We start from the raw sequence: 19,460 nt of genomic DNA on the forward strand, positions 1-19,460 counted from the left end.
GGAAACTCAGGGAAAGAATTAGAGGCGTGCGCGCTGGAACGGAGCCACGAGCGCTATCGCTTCCGGCGGCAGGATCTGCTCACCCACCACATCGCCCTGGTTCTCGTACCAATGGGCGACGAGAATCCTGATTGCGAGCTTCAAGGTGGTGGGCACCGCATCGGGCGAAGCGCCGTAGCCGGCGCGCAGCGCGATCTCGATGCCGTTTCTCAGCCTCCCGGGCACCGGCGCATTCGTGATCAGGATGCAGGGAGGATCGCTTGCTGGATCGGCCTCGATGGAACCGGCCGGGACTTCCGTGGCAATGCCTGCAGCGTCAATGACCTTGATGCCGTCAACCGTGAGCAGAGGCGAAATCGGCAGCAACACCTTCCCGTCCTGCGGCCAGCGATCCATCACCAGGCGCCAGCGCTGTTCGATCAGGATGCGTCGGGAGGCGGATTCCACCATGAGGCGCGCGGCCCTGATGAGCCCGGAGATCAGATCGTCCTCCGCCTCGCCATCGACGCGCAGATAGGCCTTCATCTCAAGTAGCGTTACGGGCTCGACGGCGGGGCCATCAACGAATATCGGGATCATCGCAACAGGAATCCTTCCATGATGAATCGTCTGATCACGCTCTCCCTCGCCCTGTCGCTTGCTGCGACCGGAGCAGAAGCCATCGTCGGCGGTGCGGAGGACCAAGGTCCCCTCGCCCGTCAGAGCGTGATGGTGTTGAGTTCGAATGGCGGCGTCTGCAGCGCCGTCGTGGTGGCGCGCGACGTGGTCCTCACCGCAGCCCATTGCGTGACGGGCGCGGACGAGCACCGGGTGCATTTTCGGGACGAGACGGGCGAGCCGGTACTGATCAAGCCCTCCGCGAAGGCGGTTCATCCCGGCTACAACGCGAAAGCCATCCAGACCCGTCAGCGCTCCATCGATCTGGCGCTCGTGCGCATCCCCGAGGCGCTGCCGGAGCGTTTCGAGCGGGCGACGCTCACCGGCATCAAGCCGGCTAAGGATGAATCCATCATCGTCGGCGGCTATGGACTGGCACGCGAAGGGGATGCCAAGACGACGGGAACCTTCCGCACCGCGTCTCTGACGGTGACGGAGCCCTATGGCCCGAGCAAGATCCTGCTCTGGTCACAAGGTTCCGGGGCCGCGGGAGCCTGCCAGGGCGATTCCGGAGGGCCGATGACCTCGGGAACAGCCATTGCCGCCATCACATCCTGGTCATCCCCATCACGCGGGCAGAGCTGCGGGGGAGCAACACAAGGCATTCTCCTTGGCCCGCAAAGGGAATGGATCGACCGTACTCTCGAAGCCTGGAACCGTGCGGCGTTGTGGAACGGCAACTAAAGCTGGAAAAATCAAGCGGGGCGGAACTATCCTACCTTGATAACCCTTGCTCTACGTAACGATTCTTTCCTCACCTCATAGTTCCGATGCGCGCCCTTTCATTGATTGCTTTTCTCGCACTCACCCTTTTTTCGGGTTCCGCGCAGGCCGTTCTGCTGGGCGCGACGTCGCGGGATCCCGACGGATTGCGACGATCGGTCGTTTCCATCGAAAATTCCGCAGGCGAGCTTTGCTCCGGTGCTCTCATCGGCGCGGACCTGGTGCTGACCGCAGCCCATTGCGTGACCGATGCGGCCGCTTATCGCGTCGTCGCCGTCAACCGGGCCTTCAAGCCGCAGCGGATCAGGGTCCTTGCTCTGGCCGTGCATCCCTCCTTCGTGACGGGTACGACTCCTCGCACGCAGCCCGGTGTCGATCTCGCGATCCTGCGCCTTGAACGTCCGCTTGGTCCGGAGTTCCGGCCGCTCGATCCAACGCTCGCCGGCGCGATCGATGTCGGCGACGAGGTGACCATTGCAGGTTTCGGCGTGTTGGCCGAGCGGCGCAAGCAGACCGCGCGCATTCTGCGCCAGGCCAATCTCGTTTCGCTCGGCCCCATTCAGGTGGCCAACCGCGTGCTGATCGTGGTCGATCGCCAGCGTTTGGCGGAAACGAGCGGCGCCGGCGCCTGCCGGGGCGATTCCGGCGGGCCGATCCTCGCCGCAACCCAGGGCAGCTATCTGCTCTCTGGCATCGTCAGCTGGTCGAGCGGCGCCATGCGCACGCGCGAGCCCAGCGCCTGCGGAGGCCTGACCGCCGTGACACCCATCGTCGAGCATCTCGGCTGGATCAGGCAGGCCCTCCGCAGCCTCGCCACCTCCGAAGGTTCGTGGGCGAGACGCTAAAGCATCGGACGTGAAAAGTGGAATCCGCTTTTGGGATCCATCCGATGCTTCTCTTTAACTCGCGCATCCATGGTCGCGGAAAACCGGATCCACTTTTCGCTGACGCGGACCTCCGGTTCCGCACGATGCGCCAGGCTCACCCATTGTTTCACTTAAGCGGCAAACTTCAGCAGCTTGATTGCCGCATAATCCTGCACGCCACCACCCACGCGCTTGGTGGTGTAGAACAGCACGTAGGGCTTTGCGGAATAAGGATCGCGCAGCACGCGCATGCCGGCCCGGTCGACGATCAGATAACCGCGCTTGAAATCGCCAAAGGCAAGGGCGCAGGAACCGGCCGCAAAGTCAGGCATGTCCTCGGCCTCCACCACGGGGAAACCCATGAGGGTCGCGGACTGGCCGAGGCTCGCGGGCGGAGCCCAGAGGTACTGGCCGTTCGAGTCCTTGAACTTACGGATCGCGCTCTGCGTCTTGCGGTTCATGACGAAGGAGGCGTTCTGGCGATAGCCCGCCTTGAGGGCATAGACCAGCTCCACCAGCACATCCGACGGGTTGGTGGACGGGAATGCCGCGCCGCCCGTATGGATGGCACCGAGCTTGCCCCAGCTCCAGGTCTCGTCCTTGACGATGTCCGACGCGAGGAAGCCTTTCGGCTTGCTGACGCCGTCGCCATTCACGAAGGCCGCGCTCTCCTGCTCGGCGAAGGCTGCTTCGACCTCTTCCGCGATCCAGCGGTCGATATCGACCACCGCATCGTCGAGAAGGGTCTGGGTGGCCGCCGGCATGGCATAGAGTTCCATGGCAGGGAAGCTGAGTTCCGAGAGCGTCGGACCAGCGGTCTGAGGACGCGCCGCCGTCTCGCCGACCGAGCCGGTGGCCGGGCCCGTGGTGGAGAAGGCGCGCTTGTATTGGCCGCCGGAGATCACGCGCACCGACGAGATCGCACGGATCGGCGAAATGGCGGTGAGACGGCGCAACACTTCGGTTTCGATCGTATCGGGCACGAGATAGCCGCCATCCGGACCGGAACCGGAGGAAAGCGCCTTTTCCTCCAGGCGTTTCAGTCCTGTGGCCTCGCCGGAGCGCATATAGGCGTGGAAGGCCGTCTTGTGCTCGGCCTGCACCGGGTCGCGCGGATGCTCCGCGCCGCGGCCCAGCGGCGGGCGGGAACGGTCGAGAGCCAGGCGATCGAGACGGCGCTTGGCATCGTCGAGCGCGGCGTCGATGCGGGTGAGCTTTTCTTCCATGACAACGTCGCTCGTCAGGCGCGTCTCGATCTCGGACAGGCGCGTATCGTTCGTGTCCTTGAAGGCCTCGAAGGTGCGGGCGAAATCCTCGAAAGCCGACGCGACGTCGTCGGACACCGATTTGGTTTCAACAACAGGAATCATATCAATCCAAAGGTTTTGAAAAGGGGTAAGGCTTCAACAAAAAGGCCCGCCGGAGGCGGGCCCATGACTTCCCGGTCAGGGGAATGCTTAGTAGCGGCGGGCTGCGCGGCGGGTTGTCCTTGCGACGGTCGGTCCGGTCGCAGCACCGACGGCTCCGCCGACGAGCGCACCAGGCGGTCCTGCAATAGCGCCGACGCCGGCACCGACAGCTGCGCCGCCGACACGCTCTTCCGTAGTGGTGCAGGCTGCGGCCGCGAGGCCGAGAAGGGCGACAAGAGCGAGCTTCTTCATAGAAAACCTCCCGAGAAAGCGGACGGCATCACGGGCAGCGCCCGCAGCGTCCGCAACTCTGCGGGCTTGCGGGTAACGCGCCTGCTCAGCCAAGGTTCAGGAAAATAATCGAGCAGTGGTGGCGCGAATGGAGGAGGCGAGTTTCGGCGGAGCGTGTTTGACGGTTTCCACGCGCGCGCCCGGCAGCATCGGGAAGGTCACGACGGAAATCTCCCACAGATCGAGCTTTTCGAGGCGGCGCAGGCCGGTGGGCCGCTCGGCCCTCGCCCGCTCCACCCGAAAGCCGATGGAGAGTCCATCGACGGCACCCTCGCGCATCAGCGCATGAATATCCCGCGCCCGCTCGACGGCGAGGTTGAGCTTGCCGCGAACGCGAAGCCCGCGCCGGTCCTCCTCGATGGAGAGCCAGCGGCCGATGGGCGTGGCGGGATCGTGCTGCCAGAGCAGCCGAACCGCACTCGCCTCGCGTTTCCTCAAACTGTCCGTGAAGGCTCCCGGCATGACCACGTCCTTGCCGAGATCGGCGACGCCGAACAGGCTGGCATAGCCCTCGAAGACGCCGCCACCATCGACGGCGTTCAGAGGCTGGCTAAGAAACTTCATCTCCTGCGTGGTGGGAATGACAGCCTGCTTCATGCACGCGCTCCACGCTGAGGCTTTTCCGGCTTCGCATCGAGCTTCTCAAGCTGGCGCACGAAGTCGCGGAACACGAGCGAGGCGCGGCTCTGCCCATTCCGCACGGCTTTCGGCTTCCGGGCAGGACGGGGCAAGGTTCGGTTCATGAAGGATCTCCCGTGTGACGGCGGTTGAAGAGGGACAGCTCGCGCACGAACTCGTCGAACCGGCGGTTGGCCGCGAACAGATCGCGCAGAGTCATGGCAAGCAAAGCGGAGGCCCCACTCGCCCAAACGAAGAGGGCGAGATGGGCAAGATCGCCGCGGCTGATGACGGTTTCGGCGACCTTTTCGGCAATGTTCATCATTTGTTCTCACAAAAAACCTCTGCGGTCACTCGCATGGCGGCGCGTCGGACCACGCAAGAGGAGGAAACACCCCCATCAGGTTCGAGAGATCATCCGCAGGTCTCAGGCCTGCTTTCGATTTGTCTTGAGCGAGCCTGCTGCAGGTTTGCGTCCATAGCCCACGGCTTCTCGCTTCTCGTCGTCGGAGAGGAACGAAGCAGAGGATACGCGGCGCCAGAGGCTTTCACGCTCGTCCGCCAGCGCCTCGATGGCATCGAGGTCGGGTTCGAGCTGCAGCACCTCGCCAAAGCCGGGCGAGAGCCATTGCGCGAAAGCCTCCATCGTGCGCTTCACGAGGGGAATCACGGTCTGACGATAGAAGGCGCGATTGGCTTCTGCGTAATTGGCGTGCGTGTTGTCACCCGGAAGACCCAGCAACAATGGCGGAACGCCGAAAGCGAGTGCGATCTCTCGCGCGGCAGCAGCTTTCGCTTCGACAAAGTCCATATCCTTCGGCGACAACGACAGAGGTTTCCAATCGAGGCCGCCTTCGAGAAGCAGGGGGCGCCCTGCGTTCGAGGCGCCCTGGTAATTTGCCTCGAGTTCGTTCTTCAACCGCTCGAACTGCGCATCGGTCAGCGTCGCTCCGCCAACGACGAGCGCGCCGGAGGGGCGCGCCGCGTTGTCGAGGAGCGCCTTGTTCCAGGCGCCCGCAGCGTTGTGAATATCGAGGGCAGTCGCCGCTGCTTCCATCGGTGAGAGGCCATAATGATCGTCCGCCGGATGGAAGAGCGTCAGGTGCAGGATCGGCGGAATCGCCTCCCCCTGCCCCATCGAGAAGCGCACCGTCTCCGTTCCGACCGTGTATTCATAGGCGGCAGGCCATCCGTCGGAGCCTGGCACCACACGCATGCGATCCGGCCGCAGGGCGTAGAGTTCCGCAGGCACTCCATCGACGCCGACAGCCTCCACATAGGCATTGCCCGACACCATGAGGTGTCCATAGACGCTTTCCAGAAAGCGCTGCCCGCCCTCACGTGCGTTCGGGCGTGCGAACAGAGTCAACAGCGGATGGGCCGCGAGGTCGCGCCCCTCCTGCTTCAGCGTCAGAGGCAGTGACGCCGCCGCCTCGGCCACGAGCCGCACCGCACGGTGGACGATGGCGTTCTTCTGGAAGCCCTCGCGAGCGAGCGCTGTGTAGTCGCGCGGCGTCCACACGGCGCGTCCATCGAAGTAGAACGCCACAGCCGAATGCGCGCGCGAAGCCTTGGCTTCAGGCGGAGCCTGAAACCACCGGGTCAATTTGGTCAGCATGAAAAGCTCCTGCCCTTAGGCATGAGGACAATGGCTGGAGCATCGGACGAGAAAAGTGGACTTGCACTTTTGGGATCCATCCGATGCTCAGTCTCTAGAGGAGCGCATCGTTGAAGCGGAACCGGAGGTTCGCGTCAGCGAAAACCGGGTCCACTTTTCGCTAGCGCGGCCCTTCGGCTCCGCACGATGCGCTAGTGCGCGCGACGTCCATGGAGGTCGCACGTCCGGTTGCAGAACGGCCGAGCGGGTTTGCGCCGGAACAGGCTTCGAAGACAGCTTGGCCTTCCCCTGCCCGGAGAACTCCGGAAAGGTCAGATCATGGGGGCTCCCGGCGTAGTCGCGAAGTTTTTCGTGGCCATAACGTCGAGAAATCTTGCCGTCGGCGTACCTTGGAGCATGGACGCCATCTGCTCCCACAGAGCCCAGACATGCTGCATGGAATCAAGGGCAGCCTGCTCATTGTCGAAGACGGAAAGAACGAAGACTTCCCCCTCCTCATCCATGAGCCCGATCCATTGCCGGAGGCCCGGTTGGGCATAGATCGCCGCCTCGTTCTCCTCACGCCAGCGGAGCAGGTCTTCCATCTTATCGGGCTTTACGCGAAACGTCGTTAGTCGTGCATACATGGTGACCTCCTCAGGGAGGTTGATGTGACTGGCATCAGGCCAGCACTGCACTGAACGGGACGCAGCGAGTCTAAACCCTCTCGGAGAGCTTGGAAAATGGAAAGCATCCCGTGCAAGGCTCTGACGGCGGCATTGCGACCGCAAGCTACAGCATCCGCACCCGCGGCTCCTTCCTGTCTCGCAGCATCAATTCGGTGAGCGCCCAGACGAGCGCGTCCATGCGGTCGGGCGAGCGGCCTGACGTGAGTCCACCGGGCCCGAAATCGCAGAGTTCATCCTCAAGCTCCGGAAATGCTCGGACATGGCGCACCCGGCCTTGCGCGTAGAGAACCGAAACGGGCTCTGCGCGCAGATACTTTCCACGCGTGGCGCGAACGCTCATCACCGGCACGGACGGATCGACCTCGCGGATCACGCTGGTCGCCATCTCGCCGCCCTGGTTCGTCTCGACGATCAGGGCGTCGGCCTGGAGACGACGATAGAGCGCCACGGCCTTGGTCGCCCATTCCGGCGGTTTGAGGCCGGATGCGGTAGCGTCCTCCAGCACATAGGCCGTGCCACCTTCATCGAGCCCCGCCGCCACGATACCGCAGGCATCGGCGCGCTTCGATGAAGACGCAGGCGGATCGACGGCAACGACGATGCGCATGAGCGGTGGCACGCCATCGACCCGGCTCGCCTCGATCATGTCGCGGGTCCAGAGCGCATCGGGGCGATCCTCGATGATGTCGCCATCAAGCTCCTGCCGCCCGAGCCGCGTGCCGGCATAACGCCCGACAACCGCCTCAAGAAAGGCGGGCGCGAGGTTGGCCGCATTGTCCGATGTCCGGGCGCGGGAGACCGCCACTGAAGGATCGGCGAGAAAGCGCTTCAGCAATGGAATGGGCCTTGGCGTGGTCGTCACCATCTGGCGAGGATGCGCGCCGAGGCGCAATCCGAATTGCAGCATGTCCCAGACTTCCTCCACGTGCTTCCACTTGGCGAGTTCGTCCGCCCAAGCGGCCTCGAATTGAGGACCGCGGAGAGAGTCCGGATCCTCGGCTGAGAACACATGGGCCACAGCGCCATTGGGCCATTCGAGCTTGCGCAGGGACGGCGACCAAGTCGGCCGTTCGCGACGGGCATGGACGGCAAGAATGCCAGCCGGTCCCTCCACCATCACGTTGCGAACATCCGAAAATGTTTCTCCGATCAGTGCGATGCGCCGCATCGGAGCGTCGGTGAAATCCGGCTCCCCAAGAGCGATCCCACGTATCCATTCGGAGCCGGTTCGGGTCTTTCCCGCCCCTCGCCCGCCCAGCATGAGCCAGAGCGTCCAGGGATCATGATGGCGGCTCAAGCCCGGCAGACGCTGCTCGGGACGGCAGCGGACCGGCCAGTAGCGAAGAAGCTGTTCGAGTTCGGTTTCAGATAAGGAGGCCGTCGCTTCCGCGAGCCTCCTCCTCCGCGATAACCCGCTCAAGATGGCGAGCAAGCTCGTCGCGGAGTTCATGGAGGCTGCGGGGTGTCTCGTCTTGATGCTCGGTTTCATCGAGCCTTGAACCTTCCTGCTCCAGGAGCGCCCGCGCTGTCGTCAACGTCTTCGCATAGGAGGCCAGCGTCCGGGCGGTCCGGTCGTGATCCTCGACGCACCCGCTGCGTTGCTGCTCCATCAGAGCGTTGATCTGCGACCGGGTGGCCCGCGCCAGGGATTGCGCCGCTTTGCGAAGTGACGTTGCCGCTGCCGTTCTCCCGGCAGGAACATCGGTCGGATCCTTCGCGGCCTTGCTCAACTCGTTCTGAGCGAGCGCCGCATGACGCGGCGGCCAGGCCCAACGCTGTCTCAGGCGAACGAAGGTGCTCATGCTCACGCCCAGATAGGCTGCGATGTCGTTCAGAGTGAGCTTCGGATGACCGGCGTAATAGAGATAGGCCTGCTGCCGCTTCTCGTCGGCAACCTCGATTCTGGGATACATGGCGCATCATGCGAAAAGGAGGCCCGGCTTTTCAATGACGCGGACCTTCGATGTGCGACGGACGATGCGCCGCTGGAACAGGGAGCATCGGGCCCAACAAAAAACCGCCCAAGCGGCGCTTGGACGGCGGAGGTCTTGTTTCACTCAAATGAAGCCGGGCGGGGTTTCATTCACACTTCGTCAGTGTTCATGTTTTGTACCCTATCAGCGTTGCGCTGTCAAGCGGGATTCTGAGGGATGGTTCGAACGGGTCTTCAGAACACGAGATCCACGGCGATCATTTCGTGATCGGAAATCGCTTTTCCTTGGGAATCCAGGGCGGGAACGATCTGCGGGTTTTCTGCCGCGATACCCCGCACGAAGAACCAATCGAGTTTGCCGAAAGGCCGCGGATGCTTCTTCGACGGCCCGTCGCGCTGAGTCGGGAGTGCGAGATTCGCATCGGTCCAGGAGAATCCTGCCTCGCGAAGATCCGCGAAGAGCGGCTCGTGACGCTCCGGTTTTTCAAGAAGCAGGGGCCGCTCCCGCTCGCCCCTCGGAAGCGCCTTCGTGTTGAAATCGCCGCCTATGATGCAAGCCTCGTCCGGCGCCAGCTGCTCAAGAGCGGACAAGAGGTTCCGGATCTGCATCCGGCGATCCGCAGGATCCGTCTTGCTTTCGAGATGCAGGCTCACGATCCACAAGGGACGCGGTGCATCGGCCAGGCGTGCGGCGAGCGCGATTCGTCCCCCAATCCGCCTTTGAGCGCCGTCAAACCCGGCGAACCAGCGGCCATTCTCCTCGAGCGGAATCACGTGCGGGCGCTCAAAGCCCAAACCGCTGACAATGGCATTGCCATGGAGGCCGCAAGCATTGTGCTCGCCCGCATGGCGGCGCATTTCCTCGGCGTCGCCGAGATCGAGTTCCACGAATTCGACACCATAGAGATAGCCCCACCCGGGGGAGCCGGTGAGTTCGCGAATCGTGTGGCTATTGCCGGAGCGCGCCATTCCCACATCCACTTCGCTCAAGAGCGAGATGTGAGCGCCTGTCTTCCCGATCAGGTGCCTGACCGCTTCGGGGCGTGTCAGTCGCTCGGCATTCAAGGCAGTCACGCACAATCGCCTTGGGGTTGCCTGCTCTTGTCTCTGAGGCTGGACTTCGATGACGTGAAAGGCTTCGATACGATCGATGAATTCGTGGTGAGCCGTCCTGTCCTGCGTCAACTGCCTCGCCTGCTGCAGAAGAGGCTCTTCCGGACAGGGAAGTTTTTGCACGCTCCGGTCGATCAAGGGACGCAAGGCTCCTGCCCTCCGCTATTGCCTCCGACACCTAGCGCATCGTTGATGCGGAAAAGTGGATCCGATTTTTCCGCATCAACGATGCGCTGATGAAAGGAATGGAGCATCAGATTGATCCCAAAAGTGGTTTCCACTTCTGGGTCCGATGCTCTAACGCAATCGGGTCCACCATGGGTCATGAGGGAAAAATTTTCGAGGCAATCAGGAACTTCTTTGTCTATTTCGAGTTAGTGGAGCGCACAAGAATATGCCGGGAGAAGGCCCATGCTCGCTTGGGCTACTATCATCGCGCTCGCAACGGGCGTGCTTTTTTATGTCCTCGATCCATCAGCCGTCATCGTGAACGTCGCGGAATTGGCAGGCGTGATTGCCCTATTCACCCTGGTGTGCGCGGCGGAGGCTTTCAGTGAACCCAGAAGCTGAAGCCGCTCGATCCGGTTCCGCAACCCCTTCGGGAAAGGGTTGCGGACGATCCTCCTCATTTTCTTGGAACTTGGGGTCGGTTCAAGGATTGCACCCGATAGTAACGCAATCACACTGCATTCAGGATGGGCTGGCTCGGGAGTTGAATGGCGTCGTCCCCCTTCACTACGAGCCGACAGGAGTCATCTGCGTGATGGACGTGCCTCTTCCTTAAGCATTTTCAACGATCTATTCACAATTCATCTAGACCATTGGTCGATAGTGCGACGAAACCTTCTTGCGATCTCCGCTCGATTTGGTGTCAATTGGGCGCAAGTGACGAAGTCACGGTCACGATCCAGGGAGGAGATAAAAGACATGAAGCGTCGTCAGTTTCTTCAGGCCGCCACGGTCGGTGCCGCCTCGACGGCGGTTGCCGCTCCCGCCATCGCTCAGTCGATGCCGGAGCTGAAGTGGCGCCTGCAATCCGGTTTCCCGAAGTCCCTCGACACGATCTACGGCGCAGCCGAAGTGATCGCGAAGTACGTTTCGGAAGCAACCGACGGCAAGTTCCAGATCCAGCCCTTCGCGGCTGGTGAAATCGTCGGCACGCCGCAGGTGGCCGATGCCGTGGGCAACGGCACCATCGAGATGGGCCATACCTGCTCCTACTACTATTTCGGCAAGGATCCGACCTTCGCCATCGGTACGGCCCTGCCCTTCGGCCTCAACGCCCGCCAGCAGAACGCCTGGCTCTATCACGGCGGCGGCAACGACCTGCTGAACGAATTCTACGCCAAGCACAATATGTACGGCATGCCTGCCGGCAACACCGGCGTCCAGATGGGCGGCTGGTTCCGCAAGGAGATCAAGACCGTTCAGGACATGCAGGGCCTGAAGATGCGCATCGCAGGCCTCGCCGGTCAGGTCATGGCCAAGCTCGGCGCCGTGCCGCAGCAGATCCCGGGCGGCGACATCTATCCGTCGCTCGAGCGCGGCACCATCGATGCCGCCGAATGGGTCGGCCCCTACGATGACGAGAAGCTCGGCTTCTCGAAAGTCGCCCCTTACTACTATTATCCGGGCTTCTGGGAAGGCGGCCCCTCCATCCACCTCTTCATCAACAATGCGAAGTGGAAAGAGCTGCCGAAGGCCTATCAGGCGATCCTGACCACGGCTGCGAGCTACGCCAACAACGACATGCTGGCGAAGTACGACGCCCGCAACCCGGCCGCCCTGCGCCGTCTGCTCGGCGCCGGCACGCAGCTGCGTCCGTTTGCTCCGGAGATCCTGGAAGCGGCTTACAAGGCCGCCAACGAGGTCTATGACGAAGTTTCGGCCAAGAACGCCGACTTCAAGAAGATTTACGAGAGTGTCCGCGGCTTCCGCAACGAAGAGTACCTCTGGTTCCAAGTGGCCGAGTACGCTTACGACACCTTCATGATCCGCGCCCGCGCTCGCGGCTAAGCGGATCTTTCATCCGATCCTGAAAAGGGCGGCCATTGGGTCGCCCTTTTTTACGGCTCCAGTGCTCCCCACATCGGGTCCTTCCCCGACCGCCTCTCTGATCAATGCTTACGGCAGTAGCGGTCGGCTGTGCAGTGAAGGAATTACAGAGCATATGCGCTGGACAATACGGATCAGCTTTCTCCTGTTTCTGGCCTGGGCGATCTTCATGGTCTCGCCCTTCGTGGCCCTCTACGATCTCGGCAAGGCGGTCGAGGCCAAGGACATCGACCGGATTACGGAGCGCGTGAATTTCAATGCCGTGAGAAACTCCCTCTCCCGCCAAATTCTTGGCGAGTACATGAAGGACCAAGATCTCGAAGGAGCCGAGCGAGATCTTGCGACCGAGGCGGGAACCGCGATTCTCAATCCGGTCGTGGAGCAGCTCGTGACACCCCAGGCCCTCATCGACTTGCTTGAGGACGGATTGCCTGAGGAGGCCACGGGAGGCATGGCCGGAACGGCCGTTCCCTTGCGCTTCGCCATGGGTTCGCTCAAGCAGGCTTGGAGTACTTTCATTTTTTCGGAGTCCCAGGGCTTTCGAAGCGTGACCATTCCCGTTCCGGTGGATGAAGCCAAGGAGAAACAGTTCAGGATCACCATGCGCCTGAAGGGCACCACGTGGCGGTTGAGCGGGATTGAGCTGCCGGTAGCGTTGCGTGAAGAACTGATCAAGCGGGCGGCCGTCGCCTCGCGGTAGATTCTGATGGCGCTCACGGCACTAAAAAACCCGCCATGAAATGAGGCGGGTTTTTTAGTGCCCTGGCGCAGAGAAATGCTTCATTCGCCGCTCTCACCTTCAAGAGGATATTTTCGGCGTTAATGAGAAATCATCCATCCGACGGTCGCCAGAGGAAACACCGTGCCAAGCAAAAAGCAGATGATATTCGAGGTCATTACATGAACCCTCCTTCTGCCACGTCAACTGTTTTTGCAGTTTTACGTTCCTGAAAGCCAACAGGGCCACGAATACAAAATAACAACAGCCAAGCATGAACAAAATCCTCTCTCAGGATATGTGTAAGTCTTTCGAGGGAACCGAGCTTCGCCGTTTCGATTGTCCCGGTGACGAGGCAAGGACGGATCGATGGACGATAATGGCTATTCCTTTCGCAGGATCATGGGTGACGCCGAATTCGTGCGCAAAACCCTGATCATTCTTGGGCTGGTTCTGCTCGCGCTCCTGCTCTGGAAGCTCACGGACGTCCTTCTCCTCGCCTTCGGCGCTATTCTCGTCGCTCTCATCCTCCACGCTTCGGCTGATGTGCTGGTCCGCTACCTTCATGTGCCTGAGCGCTGGGCTCTGTGGGTTGCAAGCATCATCATCTTCGGTATTGTCCTGGGTTTGATCACTCTTTTTGGTACGCAGATGCGGGCGCAGTTCTCCAACGTGGTGGAGCGCCTTCCTTTCGTCATCGATAATTTCAGCAAGAATCTCGGCTTCGGTGCCGTGTCCGACGATCTGTCCGAGATAATGAACAACATGCCCGGCGGCGGCCTCGCGACGCGTATCGCCGGCATCGGCGGAGCGGTTCTCAGTGGGTTAGGGGATTTCCTTCTAGTGGTGATCGCCGGCCTTTACATCGCGGCCTCACCGGAGCTCTACAAGCAGGGTTTCATCAAGCTCTTCCCCATGCGCCACCACGAGCGCGTCGAGAGCTCACTCGATGCTTCGGGCCAAGCTCTGAGGCTTTGGCTCATGTCGCAGCTGATCGCCATGGCCTGCGTCGCAGTCCTGTCCTCTCTGGCCTTCTGGCTCATCGGACTCCCGTCGCCCTATGCACTGGGCATGATCGCTGGCCTGGCCGACTTCATCCCCTTCCTCGGCCCCATCCTCGGCGCGCTTCCGGCAGTCCTTTTTGCTTTCAGCATCAGCGGCGAGACCGCACTCTGGACAGTACTCGCAGTCGTGGCGATCCAGCAGATCGAAGGCAACGTGATCTTCCCTCTCGTGGCGAGAAGCGTGGTCAGCATCCCGCCCGCTCTCGCCCTCTTCGCGATCCTGGTCGGAAGCATACTCTTCGGCAGTTTGGGCTTGATCTTCGGCTTTCCGCTTGCCGTGGTGGCTTATGTGCTGGTGAAAAAACTCTATGTCCGTGAGACGCTCGGCGAGCAGACGACTGTTCCCGGAGAAGCCGAAGCCAAAGAGAGAGGCGGCGTTTAAGCCGGCTCGTTAGCGCATCGTGCGGACCCGAAGGGCCGCGTCAGCGAAAAGCGGATCCGGTTTTCTGCTCTAGACGATGCGCTACTCTTGAGAATGAGCATCGGATCAAATCCCGAAAATGGACTCCACTTTTGGGTCCGATGCTTTAGCCTCCACGTCTTCCATCGGCCAATCGGTGATGCGCTCCAGAAGCTCGGCGAGGCTGAACTCCTCCTCGGGACCGGCAACCCGGTCGCGCACGGAAACACCGGCGGCATGCACCGTCTCCGGATCGCCGGAGACCAGTGGATGCCACCAGGGGAGATCCCGCCCCTCGGATACGAGCCGATAGGCGCATGTCTGCGGCAGCCAGGAGAGGCTGCGCACGGCCTCGGGCGTCAGACGCACGCAATCGGAGACCTTGGCTTGGCGGTTCGGGTAGTCCCGGCAACGGCAGGTTTCTTCATCGAGAAGGGTGCAGCCCACATCCGTGTAGAGAACCTCGGCCGTATCCTCGTCCTCAAGCTTGACCAAGCAACAGCGCCCGCAGCCATCGCACAGGCTCTCCCATTCGTCGAGGCTCAAAGCCTCGAGCGTCTTCACGCGCCAGAAGGGCTGCTCCTCCGGCCTGGGGCGAATGCTGGGTGCTCTTTGGGACATGCGGGCTCTGTGAACTCTCTTTGCGGCGGTTTGAAGGAAGGTGCGATGCCGCACATCTACAAACCTTTCTCCCGGACGGGGTAGACCTATTTGAACCGGGACAGCTGTTTGTGAGTTGTTGATAACACATGTCGCAGCGTGCAAGCGTTGCCGTTAGGGAAATCAACGATCATAAACAGGGCATATCAGGCCTCCTGACCTGCTCCGAAGGACCACCGTGCGCCAGCATCCCTCCACCCCCCTCTCGACACGGATCAAGCGTGCCGCGCTCTGGCTGGACGCATGGCTCAACTCGTTTCTGTTTCAGAGCGGGCGCGGGCTGGCTTCAGCATACGAGTCCTACTCCGAGAAGATGAAATGCCTGCGGTTTCGGGGCCCTTTACGCGCTCTTCTCGACCTGACCAGCGAGGCCACGACCCTGGGCGCTGCCGGTGGCATCGTGATGCTCGCCCTGGCGCTCCCGGCCTTCCGCGAGACGGAGGATGACTGGCTGAAGACCCAGGACCTCGCCGTCACCTTCCTCGACCGCTACGGGCAGGAGGTTGGTCGCCGCGGCCTGCATCTCGACGATTCCTACAAGCTCGAGGACTTCCCGGATTACATGATCAAGGCAGCGCTGGCGACAGAAGACCGGCGCTTCTACGATCACTGGGGCATCGACCCTATCGGCACCTTCCGCGCGCTCCTGGTCAATGCCCAGGGCGGCGGCGTAGTGCAGGGCGGCTCCTCCATCACCCAGCAGCTGGCGAAAAACCTCTTTCTCACGAATGAGCGCTCGCTCGAGCGCAAGATCAAGGAAGCATTCCTGGCGATCTGGCTCGAATTCCACCTGACCAAGGACGAGATCCTCAAGCTCTATCTCGACCGCGCCTATATGGGCGGCGGCGCTCACGGCGTCGTGGCGGCTGCCGATTACTACTTCGGCAAACCTGCCAAGGATCTGACGCTCGCTGAAGCCGCCATGCTGGCAGGCCTCTTCAAGGCTCCGACGAAATATGCCCCCCACGTGAATCTGCCGGCGGCCCGCGCCCGCGCCAACGAGGTGTTGCGCAACATGGTCGAGGCGGGCTTCCTCACCGAAGGTCAGATCCAGACTGCCCGCCGCAATCCGGCAACCCCGGTGAACCGTGAGCGCGAGACCACCCCCGATTTCTATCTCGATTGGGCCTTTGAGCAGGTTCAGGCTCTGGCTGCCGAGAAGAAGTTAGGCAGCGAACGCGTTCTCATCATCAAGACGCCCCTCGACACCGCTCTTCAGCGCCATGCGGAAGAGGTTCTGGAAAACGAGCTGCGCCAGAACGGCCGCCAGTACAAGGCTGGCCAGGGCGCAATCGTCGTCATGGACGTGGACGGGGCCGTGAGAGCCATCGTCGGCGGCCGCGATTACGGTCAGAGCCAGTTCAACCGCGCCACCAACGGCCTGCGGCAGCCGGGTTCTTCCTTCAAGCCCTTCGTCTACGCCGCCGCACTCACCACCAACCCGAAGCTGAATCCCAATTCGAAGGTGGTGGACGCCCCCATCTGCCTCGGCAATTGGTGCCCGCAGAACTATGGCCGCTCCTTCTCCGGTGCGATGCCCTTGGCGTCGGCCTTGGCGCGTTCGATCAACTCCATCCCGGTGCGCATGTCCCTGGAGATCGGCAAGGGCAATGCGAAGGCGGGTCGCGCCATCATCATCGACACCGCCAAGCGCATGGGCCTGACTCATCCCCTGGCGAACGAGAGCCCGCTGCCCATCGGAGCCGCCGAGGTGACAGTCATCGACATGGCTTCGTCCTATGCGGTCTTCGCCAATGGCGGTAAGCGGGCTGCGCCCTATGCGGCCTGGGAAGTACGCAACTCGTCCGGCGAGGTGATCTATCGCCACGACCGGGACACGCCTCCCAAGCAGGTGCTTGAGCCGCGGGTCGTCACCGACATGAACTTCATGCTGAACAAGGTGGTGACCGAAGGCACCGGCAAGCGCGCGGCGCTCGAGGGCATCCCGGTTGCGGGCAAGACCGGCACCACCAACGGCTACAAGGATGCCTGGTTCGTGGGCTACACGGGCAATCTCGTCGCTGCCGTCTGGTACGGCAACGACGATTCCAAGCCCATGAACAACATGACCGGCGGCACCCTTCCGGCCATCACCTGGCATGAGGTGATGAACTACGCGCACCAGAACCTCGAGATCCGCCCGATCCCGGGCGTCGACTCGGCGGCTTTCGCCCGGGTTGCAACTTCGGGCCGCCCGGCAGCGGACCAGGCACAGGGACCCTCGCAGGCCTTCCTGGCGGGTACCCTCTCCCGCAAGTCCTATGAGGTTCTGGGCAATATCGGCTCCCTGTTCCAGGCAGCGGAACGCGCAGTGACGACCGTGAAAGAGAGCACCGCCCCGCGCGTGACAGGGTCCGTGGAAGCCTCCCGCCAAGTGGCCATGCCGTAACAATGAGTAGCCAAGCCATATTGACGAATGCCGCTGGGGCCGCTTCGATGCACGCCCTTATGCCTGTATCGAAGCCCGTGACCACCCGCATTGTCCCCACTGCTGTCCTGATCGTCTATGCGCTCCTCCTCGCGCTGGGGCTGGGATTGGGCTCGACCTACTTGATCCTCAACGGCGATCCCCCCTTCGGCAGACTGCGTATCGGTCCCTGGACAGCATGGCCCGCCCTCGGCTCGGCCGATGCCGACCCGTACATGCGCGCCATTCTCGCCCAGCGCGGCGCAGTGCCCCTAGCCATCGGCGAAGGTCTCGGTTTCACGGCCGTCACCGACAGCGAAGGCAGGCCGCTCGATTCCGCCTGCACCTACCGCGTCGGCTCCGTCGCCCCGACGGCGCGCTTGTGGACGTTCTCCATCTACGACCAAAACGGCCAACTCCCGAAAACCGAACTGGGGCGCAGCAGCTTCACCTCGGCCGAGATTTTGCGGGACCAGCAGGATCAATTCACCATTGCCCTCTCGCGAAGCCTGCAGGACGGCAACTGGCTTCAACTCCCAGGCTCGGGCAATTTCAGCATCGTGCTCAGGCTCTACGATACTCCTGGAGCCGCAGGCACCGGTCTGAACGAAAGCGTCTTCCCCGCCATCCGGCGTGTGGAGTGCGGGGCATGAGAGAGTTCGGCCGTTTTTTGATCGCCACGCTCTGTGGCCTCGTGCTGGCCGTGGGCGTTCACATCGCTTCCATTCTCGCCACGCCGCATCTCGCCGAGCATGACGCCTTCGCGAAGATTGCGCCGACGCTGACGGCCGAAAAGGCGCAGATCATCAGCGCACCGGGTGGGGAGGACACCTGGATGCCGTTGCCCGATCCAGCCATCGCTGTTGCTGCCTGCGCCTATGATCTGCGCGATGGACCCATGCGCGTCTCGACGAGAACGGGGTCGAACCTGCTGTCATTTGCCTTTCACAAGCAATCGGGCGGTGTCTTCTTCGCCGTGACGGATCGCGCCGCCGTGCGCGGCGAACTTGAAATCGTCGCCATGACGGCGCGCCAGCTCGACGAGGCGCGGGCGGCGGAGGACGAGAACGAACCCTCCCGCGACGTAAGGATCGTCGCCCCCGAGCAGCAGGGCTTCGTCATCGTGCGGGTGGCCGCGCCCACCGTCAGTCAACGCTTTCAGGCGGAAGAGGCGGCCAAGGCCGTCTCCTGCATCACCGAGCAGGAAGATTAAGGCTTCAAGACCATGCCCTGGCGTCCCATGACTGCGCAGGATCTCGCGCAGGCGCAGATCCTGGCCGACACGATTCATGTCGATCACCCGGAGGAGGCAGAGGTCTTTGCCGAGCGCCTGCGCCTTTATCCGCAAGGCTGTCTGGCGCTCGAAGGCGACGGACGCCTGATCGGCTACGCCCTCACCCATCCCTGGCACTTCGGCAAGCCGCCCGCACTGAATTCGCTGCTTGGCGAAATTCCGCACGACGCGACGACCTACTACGTGCACGACGTGGCGCTGCTGCCGGAGGCACGCGGCAGGGGCTATGCCGCGCAGATAGCCGAAAAGCTGGCTTGCCACGCGAAGGCAACGGGCTTCGGAAATCTGTCCCTGGTGGCCGTCAACAACTCCCAGGGATATTGGGAGCGGCTGGGTTTTCATACGAGAAGTGTTCCCGGTCTGGAAGAAAAACTCCTCTCATATGGACCGGATGCGGTATTGATGGTGCGCGAACTCGCACAGGCACTCAGCTGACGCAAAAAGCGTCTCGAATAAAAATAAACTCAAAAAGACTTACGAGCGGCGACGGCCAGGGCGGCTATTGGCATAGGGACGGGAGGGACCAGGGCTCGGCTCGGGACGCTCGTAGCGCACACCCGTGAACAGAAGGATCTCGCCTCTCGGCTCTCCAACATTGATGTGCGGACGTTGCGGCCGGTCCGCGGCATCGGGAAAAGCGATCACCACTCCAGGCGATCTCGCCCACGCATCCTGCATTGCAGCCTCCTCTATGGCTTCAAAATCAACAATTGTAACTCGCTCACCCAAAAAGCCTTATGGTTAACAGACCGTTTTCAGCACGCCGAGCTTGCTCGAAAATTGCGGAGCCTGGCATGAAAACAACATTCCCCGCCGCGCTTCAGTTCCGGAATGCTCACGTTGATTTGTGCCATACCGCACAGCTGGAGGGCGCAGCTTTCTTGCGGGTTAAAGATGCGCTAACCCACCGTCTCTAGGGTTCGAGCGGGGCTGCGCTAAAGCACCGGACCCAAAAGTGGGATCCAC

General features: G+C 62.1%; 23 protein-coding genes. 10 read left to right on the plus strand and 13 right to left on the minus strand.

Annotated elements, in window-relative coordinates; all coding sequences use genetic code 11:
- Positions 1–18: 18 nt before the first annotated feature.
- Positions 19–579: a head-tail connector protein gene (locus AA309_RS13725; RefSeq protein ID WP_047189538.1), complete on the minus strand. Its 561-nt coding sequence runs from the start codon at positions 577–579 to the stop codon at positions 19–21.
- A gap of 18 nt (positions 580–597) precedes the next feature.
- Between AA309_RS13725 and AA309_RS13730 the strand changes: the two genes are divergently transcribed.
- Positions 598–1,341, plus strand: a complete 744-nt coding sequence (locus AA309_RS13730; RefSeq protein WP_425286876.1) for a S1 family peptidase — start codon at positions 598–600, stop codon at positions 1,339–1,341.
- A gap of 86 nt (positions 1,342–1,427) precedes the next feature.
- Positions 1,428–2,225, plus strand: a complete 798-nt coding sequence (locus tag AA309_RS13735; protein ID WP_047189539.1) for a S1 family peptidase — start codon at positions 1,428–1,430, stop codon at positions 2,223–2,225.
- A 152-nt stretch (positions 2,226–2,377) separates the two neighbouring features.
- On the opposite strand, the gene AA309_RS13740 is transcribed toward AA309_RS13735, so the two are convergent.
- From AA309_RS13740 to AA309_RS13780, 10 genes are all read right to left on the minus strand, one after another.
- Entirely contained in the window at positions 2,378–3,616 is a 1,239-nt protein-coding gene (locus tag AA309_RS13740; RefSeq protein ID WP_047189540.1) for a phage major capsid protein, read from the minus strand.
- Positions 3,617–3,703: 87 nt separating this feature from the next.
- On the minus strand, positions 3,704–3,907 hold the full coding sequence (locus AA309_RS13745) for a hypothetical protein (protein WP_047189541.1): 204 nt from the start codon (positions 3,905–3,907) through the stop codon (positions 3,704–3,706).
- A gap of 96 nt (positions 3,908–4,003) precedes the next feature.
- Positions 4,004–4,543: an HK97 family phage prohead protease gene (locus AA309_RS13750; RefSeq protein WP_084731222.1), complete on the minus strand. Its 540-nt coding sequence runs from the start codon at positions 4,541–4,543 to the stop codon at positions 4,004–4,006.
- Complete coding sequence (locus tag AA309_RS35205; RefSeq protein WP_160310463.1) at positions 4,540–4,689, minus strand: hypothetical protein; 150 nt, start codon at positions 4,687–4,689, stop codon at positions 4,540–4,542. The genes AA309_RS13750 and AA309_RS35205 overlap by 4 nt, the downstream gene beginning before the upstream one ends.
- Complete coding sequence (locus AA309_RS13755) at positions 4,686–4,889, minus strand: hypothetical protein (protein WP_425286877.1); 204 nt, start codon at positions 4,887–4,889, stop codon at positions 4,686–4,688. Before AA309_RS13755 ends, AA309_RS35205 begins: the two co-directional genes overlap by 4 nt.
- Positions 4,890–4,991: 102 nt before the next feature.
- On the minus strand, positions 4,992–6,182 hold the full coding sequence (locus AA309_RS13760; RefSeq protein WP_047189542.1) for a phage portal protein: 1,191 nt from the start codon (positions 6,180–6,182) through the stop codon (positions 4,992–4,994).
- A 311-nt stretch (positions 6,183–6,493) separates the two neighbouring features.
- Positions 6,494–6,808, minus strand: coding sequence for a putative quinol monooxygenase (locus AA309_RS13765; protein WP_047189543.1), 315 nt, complete (start codon positions 6,806–6,808; stop codon positions 6,494–6,496).
- A 145-nt stretch (positions 6,809–6,953) separates the two neighbouring features.
- Positions 6,954–8,300: a DNA-packaging protein gene (locus tag AA309_RS13770; protein WP_425286878.1), complete on the minus strand. Its 1,347-nt coding sequence runs from the start codon at positions 8,298–8,300 to the stop codon at positions 6,954–6,956.
- The gene (locus AA309_RS13775; RefSeq protein ID WP_047189544.1) at positions 8,215–8,763 is read right to left on the minus strand and encodes a hypothetical protein; all 549 of its coding nucleotides are present in this window, start codon (positions 8,761–8,763) and stop codon (positions 8,215–8,217) included. The genes AA309_RS13770 and AA309_RS13775 overlap by 86 nt, the downstream gene beginning before the upstream one ends.
- Before the next feature lie 254 nt (positions 8,764–9,017).
- Entirely contained in the window at positions 9,018–9,857 is an 840-nt protein-coding gene (locus tag AA309_RS13780) for an endonuclease/exonuclease/phosphatase family protein (RefSeq protein WP_150117548.1), read from the minus strand.
- A 450-nt stretch (positions 9,858–10,307) separates the two neighbouring features.
- Between AA309_RS13780 and AA309_RS35210 the strand changes: the two genes are divergently transcribed.
- The 4 genes from AA309_RS35210 to AA309_RS13795 all read left to right on the plus strand — a co-directional run bounded on the left by AA309_RS35210 (position 10,308) and on the right by AA309_RS13795 (position 14,115).
- Positions 10,308–10,466, plus strand: coding sequence for a hypothetical protein (locus AA309_RS35210; protein WP_160310464.1), 159 nt, complete (start codon positions 10,308–10,310; stop codon positions 10,464–10,466).
- A 357-nt stretch (positions 10,467–10,823) separates the two neighbouring features.
- On the plus strand, positions 10,824–11,912 hold the full coding sequence (locus tag AA309_RS13785) for a TRAP transporter substrate-binding protein (RefSeq protein WP_047189546.1): 1,089 nt from the start codon (positions 10,824–10,826) through the stop codon (positions 11,910–11,912).
- A gap of 154 nt (positions 11,913–12,066) precedes the next feature.
- A complete protein-coding gene (locus AA309_RS13790) occupies positions 12,067–12,651 on the plus strand; it encodes a DUF2939 domain-containing protein (RefSeq protein ID WP_047189547.1) in 585 nt (194 codons plus the stop codon).
- Positions 12,652–13,038: 387 nt separating this feature from the next.
- Positions 13,039–14,115, plus strand: coding sequence for an AI-2E family transporter (locus AA309_RS13795; RefSeq protein WP_052954709.1), 1,077 nt, complete (start codon positions 13,039–13,041; stop codon positions 14,113–14,115).
- A 105-nt stretch (positions 14,116–14,220) separates the two neighbouring features.
- On the opposite strand, the gene AA309_RS13800 is transcribed toward AA309_RS13795, so the two are convergent.
- Positions 14,221–14,754 (minus strand): YcgN family cysteine cluster protein, encoded by a 534-nt coding sequence (locus AA309_RS13800; RefSeq protein ID WP_047189548.1) that lies wholly within the window; start codon positions 14,752–14,754, stop codon positions 14,221–14,223.
- Positions 14,755–14,971: 217 nt separating this feature from the next.
- On the opposite strand from AA309_RS13800, the gene AA309_RS13805 reads away from it, so the two are divergent.
- The 4 genes from AA309_RS13805 to AA309_RS13820 are packed head-to-tail and all read left to right on the plus strand — an operon-like array spanning position 14,972 to position 18,929.
- Entirely contained in the window at positions 14,972–17,182 is a 2,211-nt protein-coding gene (locus AA309_RS13805; protein WP_047189549.1) for a transglycosylase domain-containing protein, read from the plus strand.
- Between the two features lie 47 nt (positions 17,183–17,229).
- Positions 17,230–17,853 (plus strand): DUF1214 domain-containing protein, encoded by a 624-nt coding sequence (locus AA309_RS13810; RefSeq protein ID WP_047189647.1) that lies wholly within the window; start codon positions 17,230–17,232, stop codon positions 17,851–17,853.
- Positions 17,850–18,413 (plus strand): DUF1254 domain-containing protein, encoded by a 564-nt coding sequence (locus AA309_RS13815; protein WP_047189550.1) that lies wholly within the window; start codon positions 17,850–17,852, stop codon positions 18,411–18,413. Before AA309_RS13810 ends, AA309_RS13815 begins: the two co-directional genes overlap by 4 nt.
- 12 nt (positions 18,414–18,425) lie before the next feature.
- Positions 18,426–18,929, plus strand: coding sequence for a GNAT family N-acetyltransferase (locus AA309_RS13820; protein WP_047189551.1), 504 nt, complete (start codon positions 18,426–18,428; stop codon positions 18,927–18,929).
- Between the two features lie 39 nt (positions 18,930–18,968).
- Here the strand turns inward: AA309_RS13820 and AA309_RS13825 are convergent, their stop codons facing one another.
- Entirely contained in the window at positions 18,969–19,172 is a 204-nt protein-coding gene (locus AA309_RS13825) for a hypothetical protein (protein WP_047189552.1), read from the minus strand.
- Positions 19,173–19,460 lie beyond the last annotated feature (288 nt).

Origin of the sequence: Microvirga vignae (genome assembly GCF_001017175.1) — a bacterium.
Taxonomy (GTDB): Bacteria; Pseudomonadota; Alphaproteobacteria; order Rhizobiales; family Beijerinckiaceae; genus Microvirga; species Microvirga vignae.

Coding starts and splice junctions, on each gene's coding strand:
- AA309_RS13725 (WP_047189538.1), bottom strand. CDS start 579: ATGATCCCGATATTCGTTGATGGCCCCGCCGTCGAGCCCGTAACGCTA.
- AA309_RS13730 (WP_425286876.1), top strand. CDS start 598: ATGATGAATCGTCTGATCACGCTCTCCCTCGCCCTGTCGCTTGCTGCG.
- AA309_RS13735 (WP_047189539.1), top strand. CDS start 1,428: ATGCGCGCCCTTTCATTGATTGCTTTTCTCGCACTCACCCTTTTTTCG.
- AA309_RS13740 (WP_047189540.1), bottom strand. CDS start 3,616: ATGATTCCTGTTGTTGAAACCAAATCGGTGTCCGACGACGTCGCGTCG.
- AA309_RS13745 (WP_047189541.1), bottom strand. CDS start 3,907: ATGAAGAAGCTCGCTCTTGTCGCCCTTCTCGGCCTCGCGGCCGCAGCC.
- AA309_RS13750 (WP_084731222.1), bottom strand. CDS start 4,543: ATGAAGCAGGCTGTCATTCCCACCACGCAGGAGATGAAGTTTCTTAGC.
- AA309_RS35205 (WP_160310463.1), bottom strand. CDS start 4,689: ATGAACCGAACCTTGCCCCGTCCTGCCCGGAAGCCGAAAGCCGTGCGG.
- AA309_RS13755 (WP_425286877.1), bottom strand. CDS start 4,889: ATGATGAACATTGCCGAAAAGGTCGCCGAAACCGTCATCAGCCGCGGC.
- AA309_RS13760 (WP_047189542.1), bottom strand. CDS start 6,182: ATGCTGACCAAATTGACCCGGTGGTTTCAGGCTCCGCCTGAAGCCAAG.
- AA309_RS13765 (WP_047189543.1), bottom strand. CDS start 6,808: ATGTATGCACGACTAACGACGTTTCGCGTAAAGCCCGATAAGATGGAA.
- AA309_RS13770 (WP_425286878.1), bottom strand. CDS start 8,300: ATGAACTCCGCGACGAGCTTGCTCGCCATCTTGAGCGGGTTATCGCGG.
- AA309_RS13775 (WP_047189544.1), bottom strand. CDS start 8,763: ATGTATCCCAGAATCGAGGTTGCCGACGAGAAGCGGCAGCAGGCCTAT.
- AA309_RS35210 (WP_160310464.1), top strand. CDS start 10,308: ATGCTCGCTTGGGCTACTATCATCGCGCTCGCAACGGGCGTGCTTTTT.
- AA309_RS13785 (WP_047189546.1), top strand. CDS start 10,824: ATGAAGCGTCGTCAGTTTCTTCAGGCCGCCACGGTCGGTGCCGCCTCG.
- AA309_RS13790 (WP_047189547.1), top strand. CDS start 12,067: ATGCGCTGGACAATACGGATCAGCTTTCTCCTGTTTCTGGCCTGGGCG.
- AA309_RS13795 (WP_052954709.1), top strand. CDS start 13,039: ATGGACGATAATGGCTATTCCTTTCGCAGGATCATGGGTGACGCCGAA.
- AA309_RS13800 (WP_047189548.1), bottom strand. CDS start 14,754: ATGTCCCAAAGAGCACCCAGCATTCGCCCCAGGCCGGAGGAGCAGCCC.
- AA309_RS13810 (WP_047189647.1), top strand. CDS start 17,230: ATGCACGCCCTTATGCCTGTATCGAAGCCCGTGACCACCCGCATTGTC.
- AA309_RS13815 (WP_047189550.1), top strand. CDS start 17,850: ATGAGAGAGTTCGGCCGTTTTTTGATCGCCACGCTCTGTGGCCTCGTG.
- AA309_RS13820 (WP_047189551.1), top strand. CDS start 18,426: ATGCCCTGGCGTCCCATGACTGCGCAGGATCTCGCGCAGGCGCAGATC.
- AA309_RS13825 (WP_047189552.1), bottom strand. CDS start 19,172: ATGCAGGATGCGTGGGCGAGATCGCCTGGAGTGGTGATCGCTTTTCCC.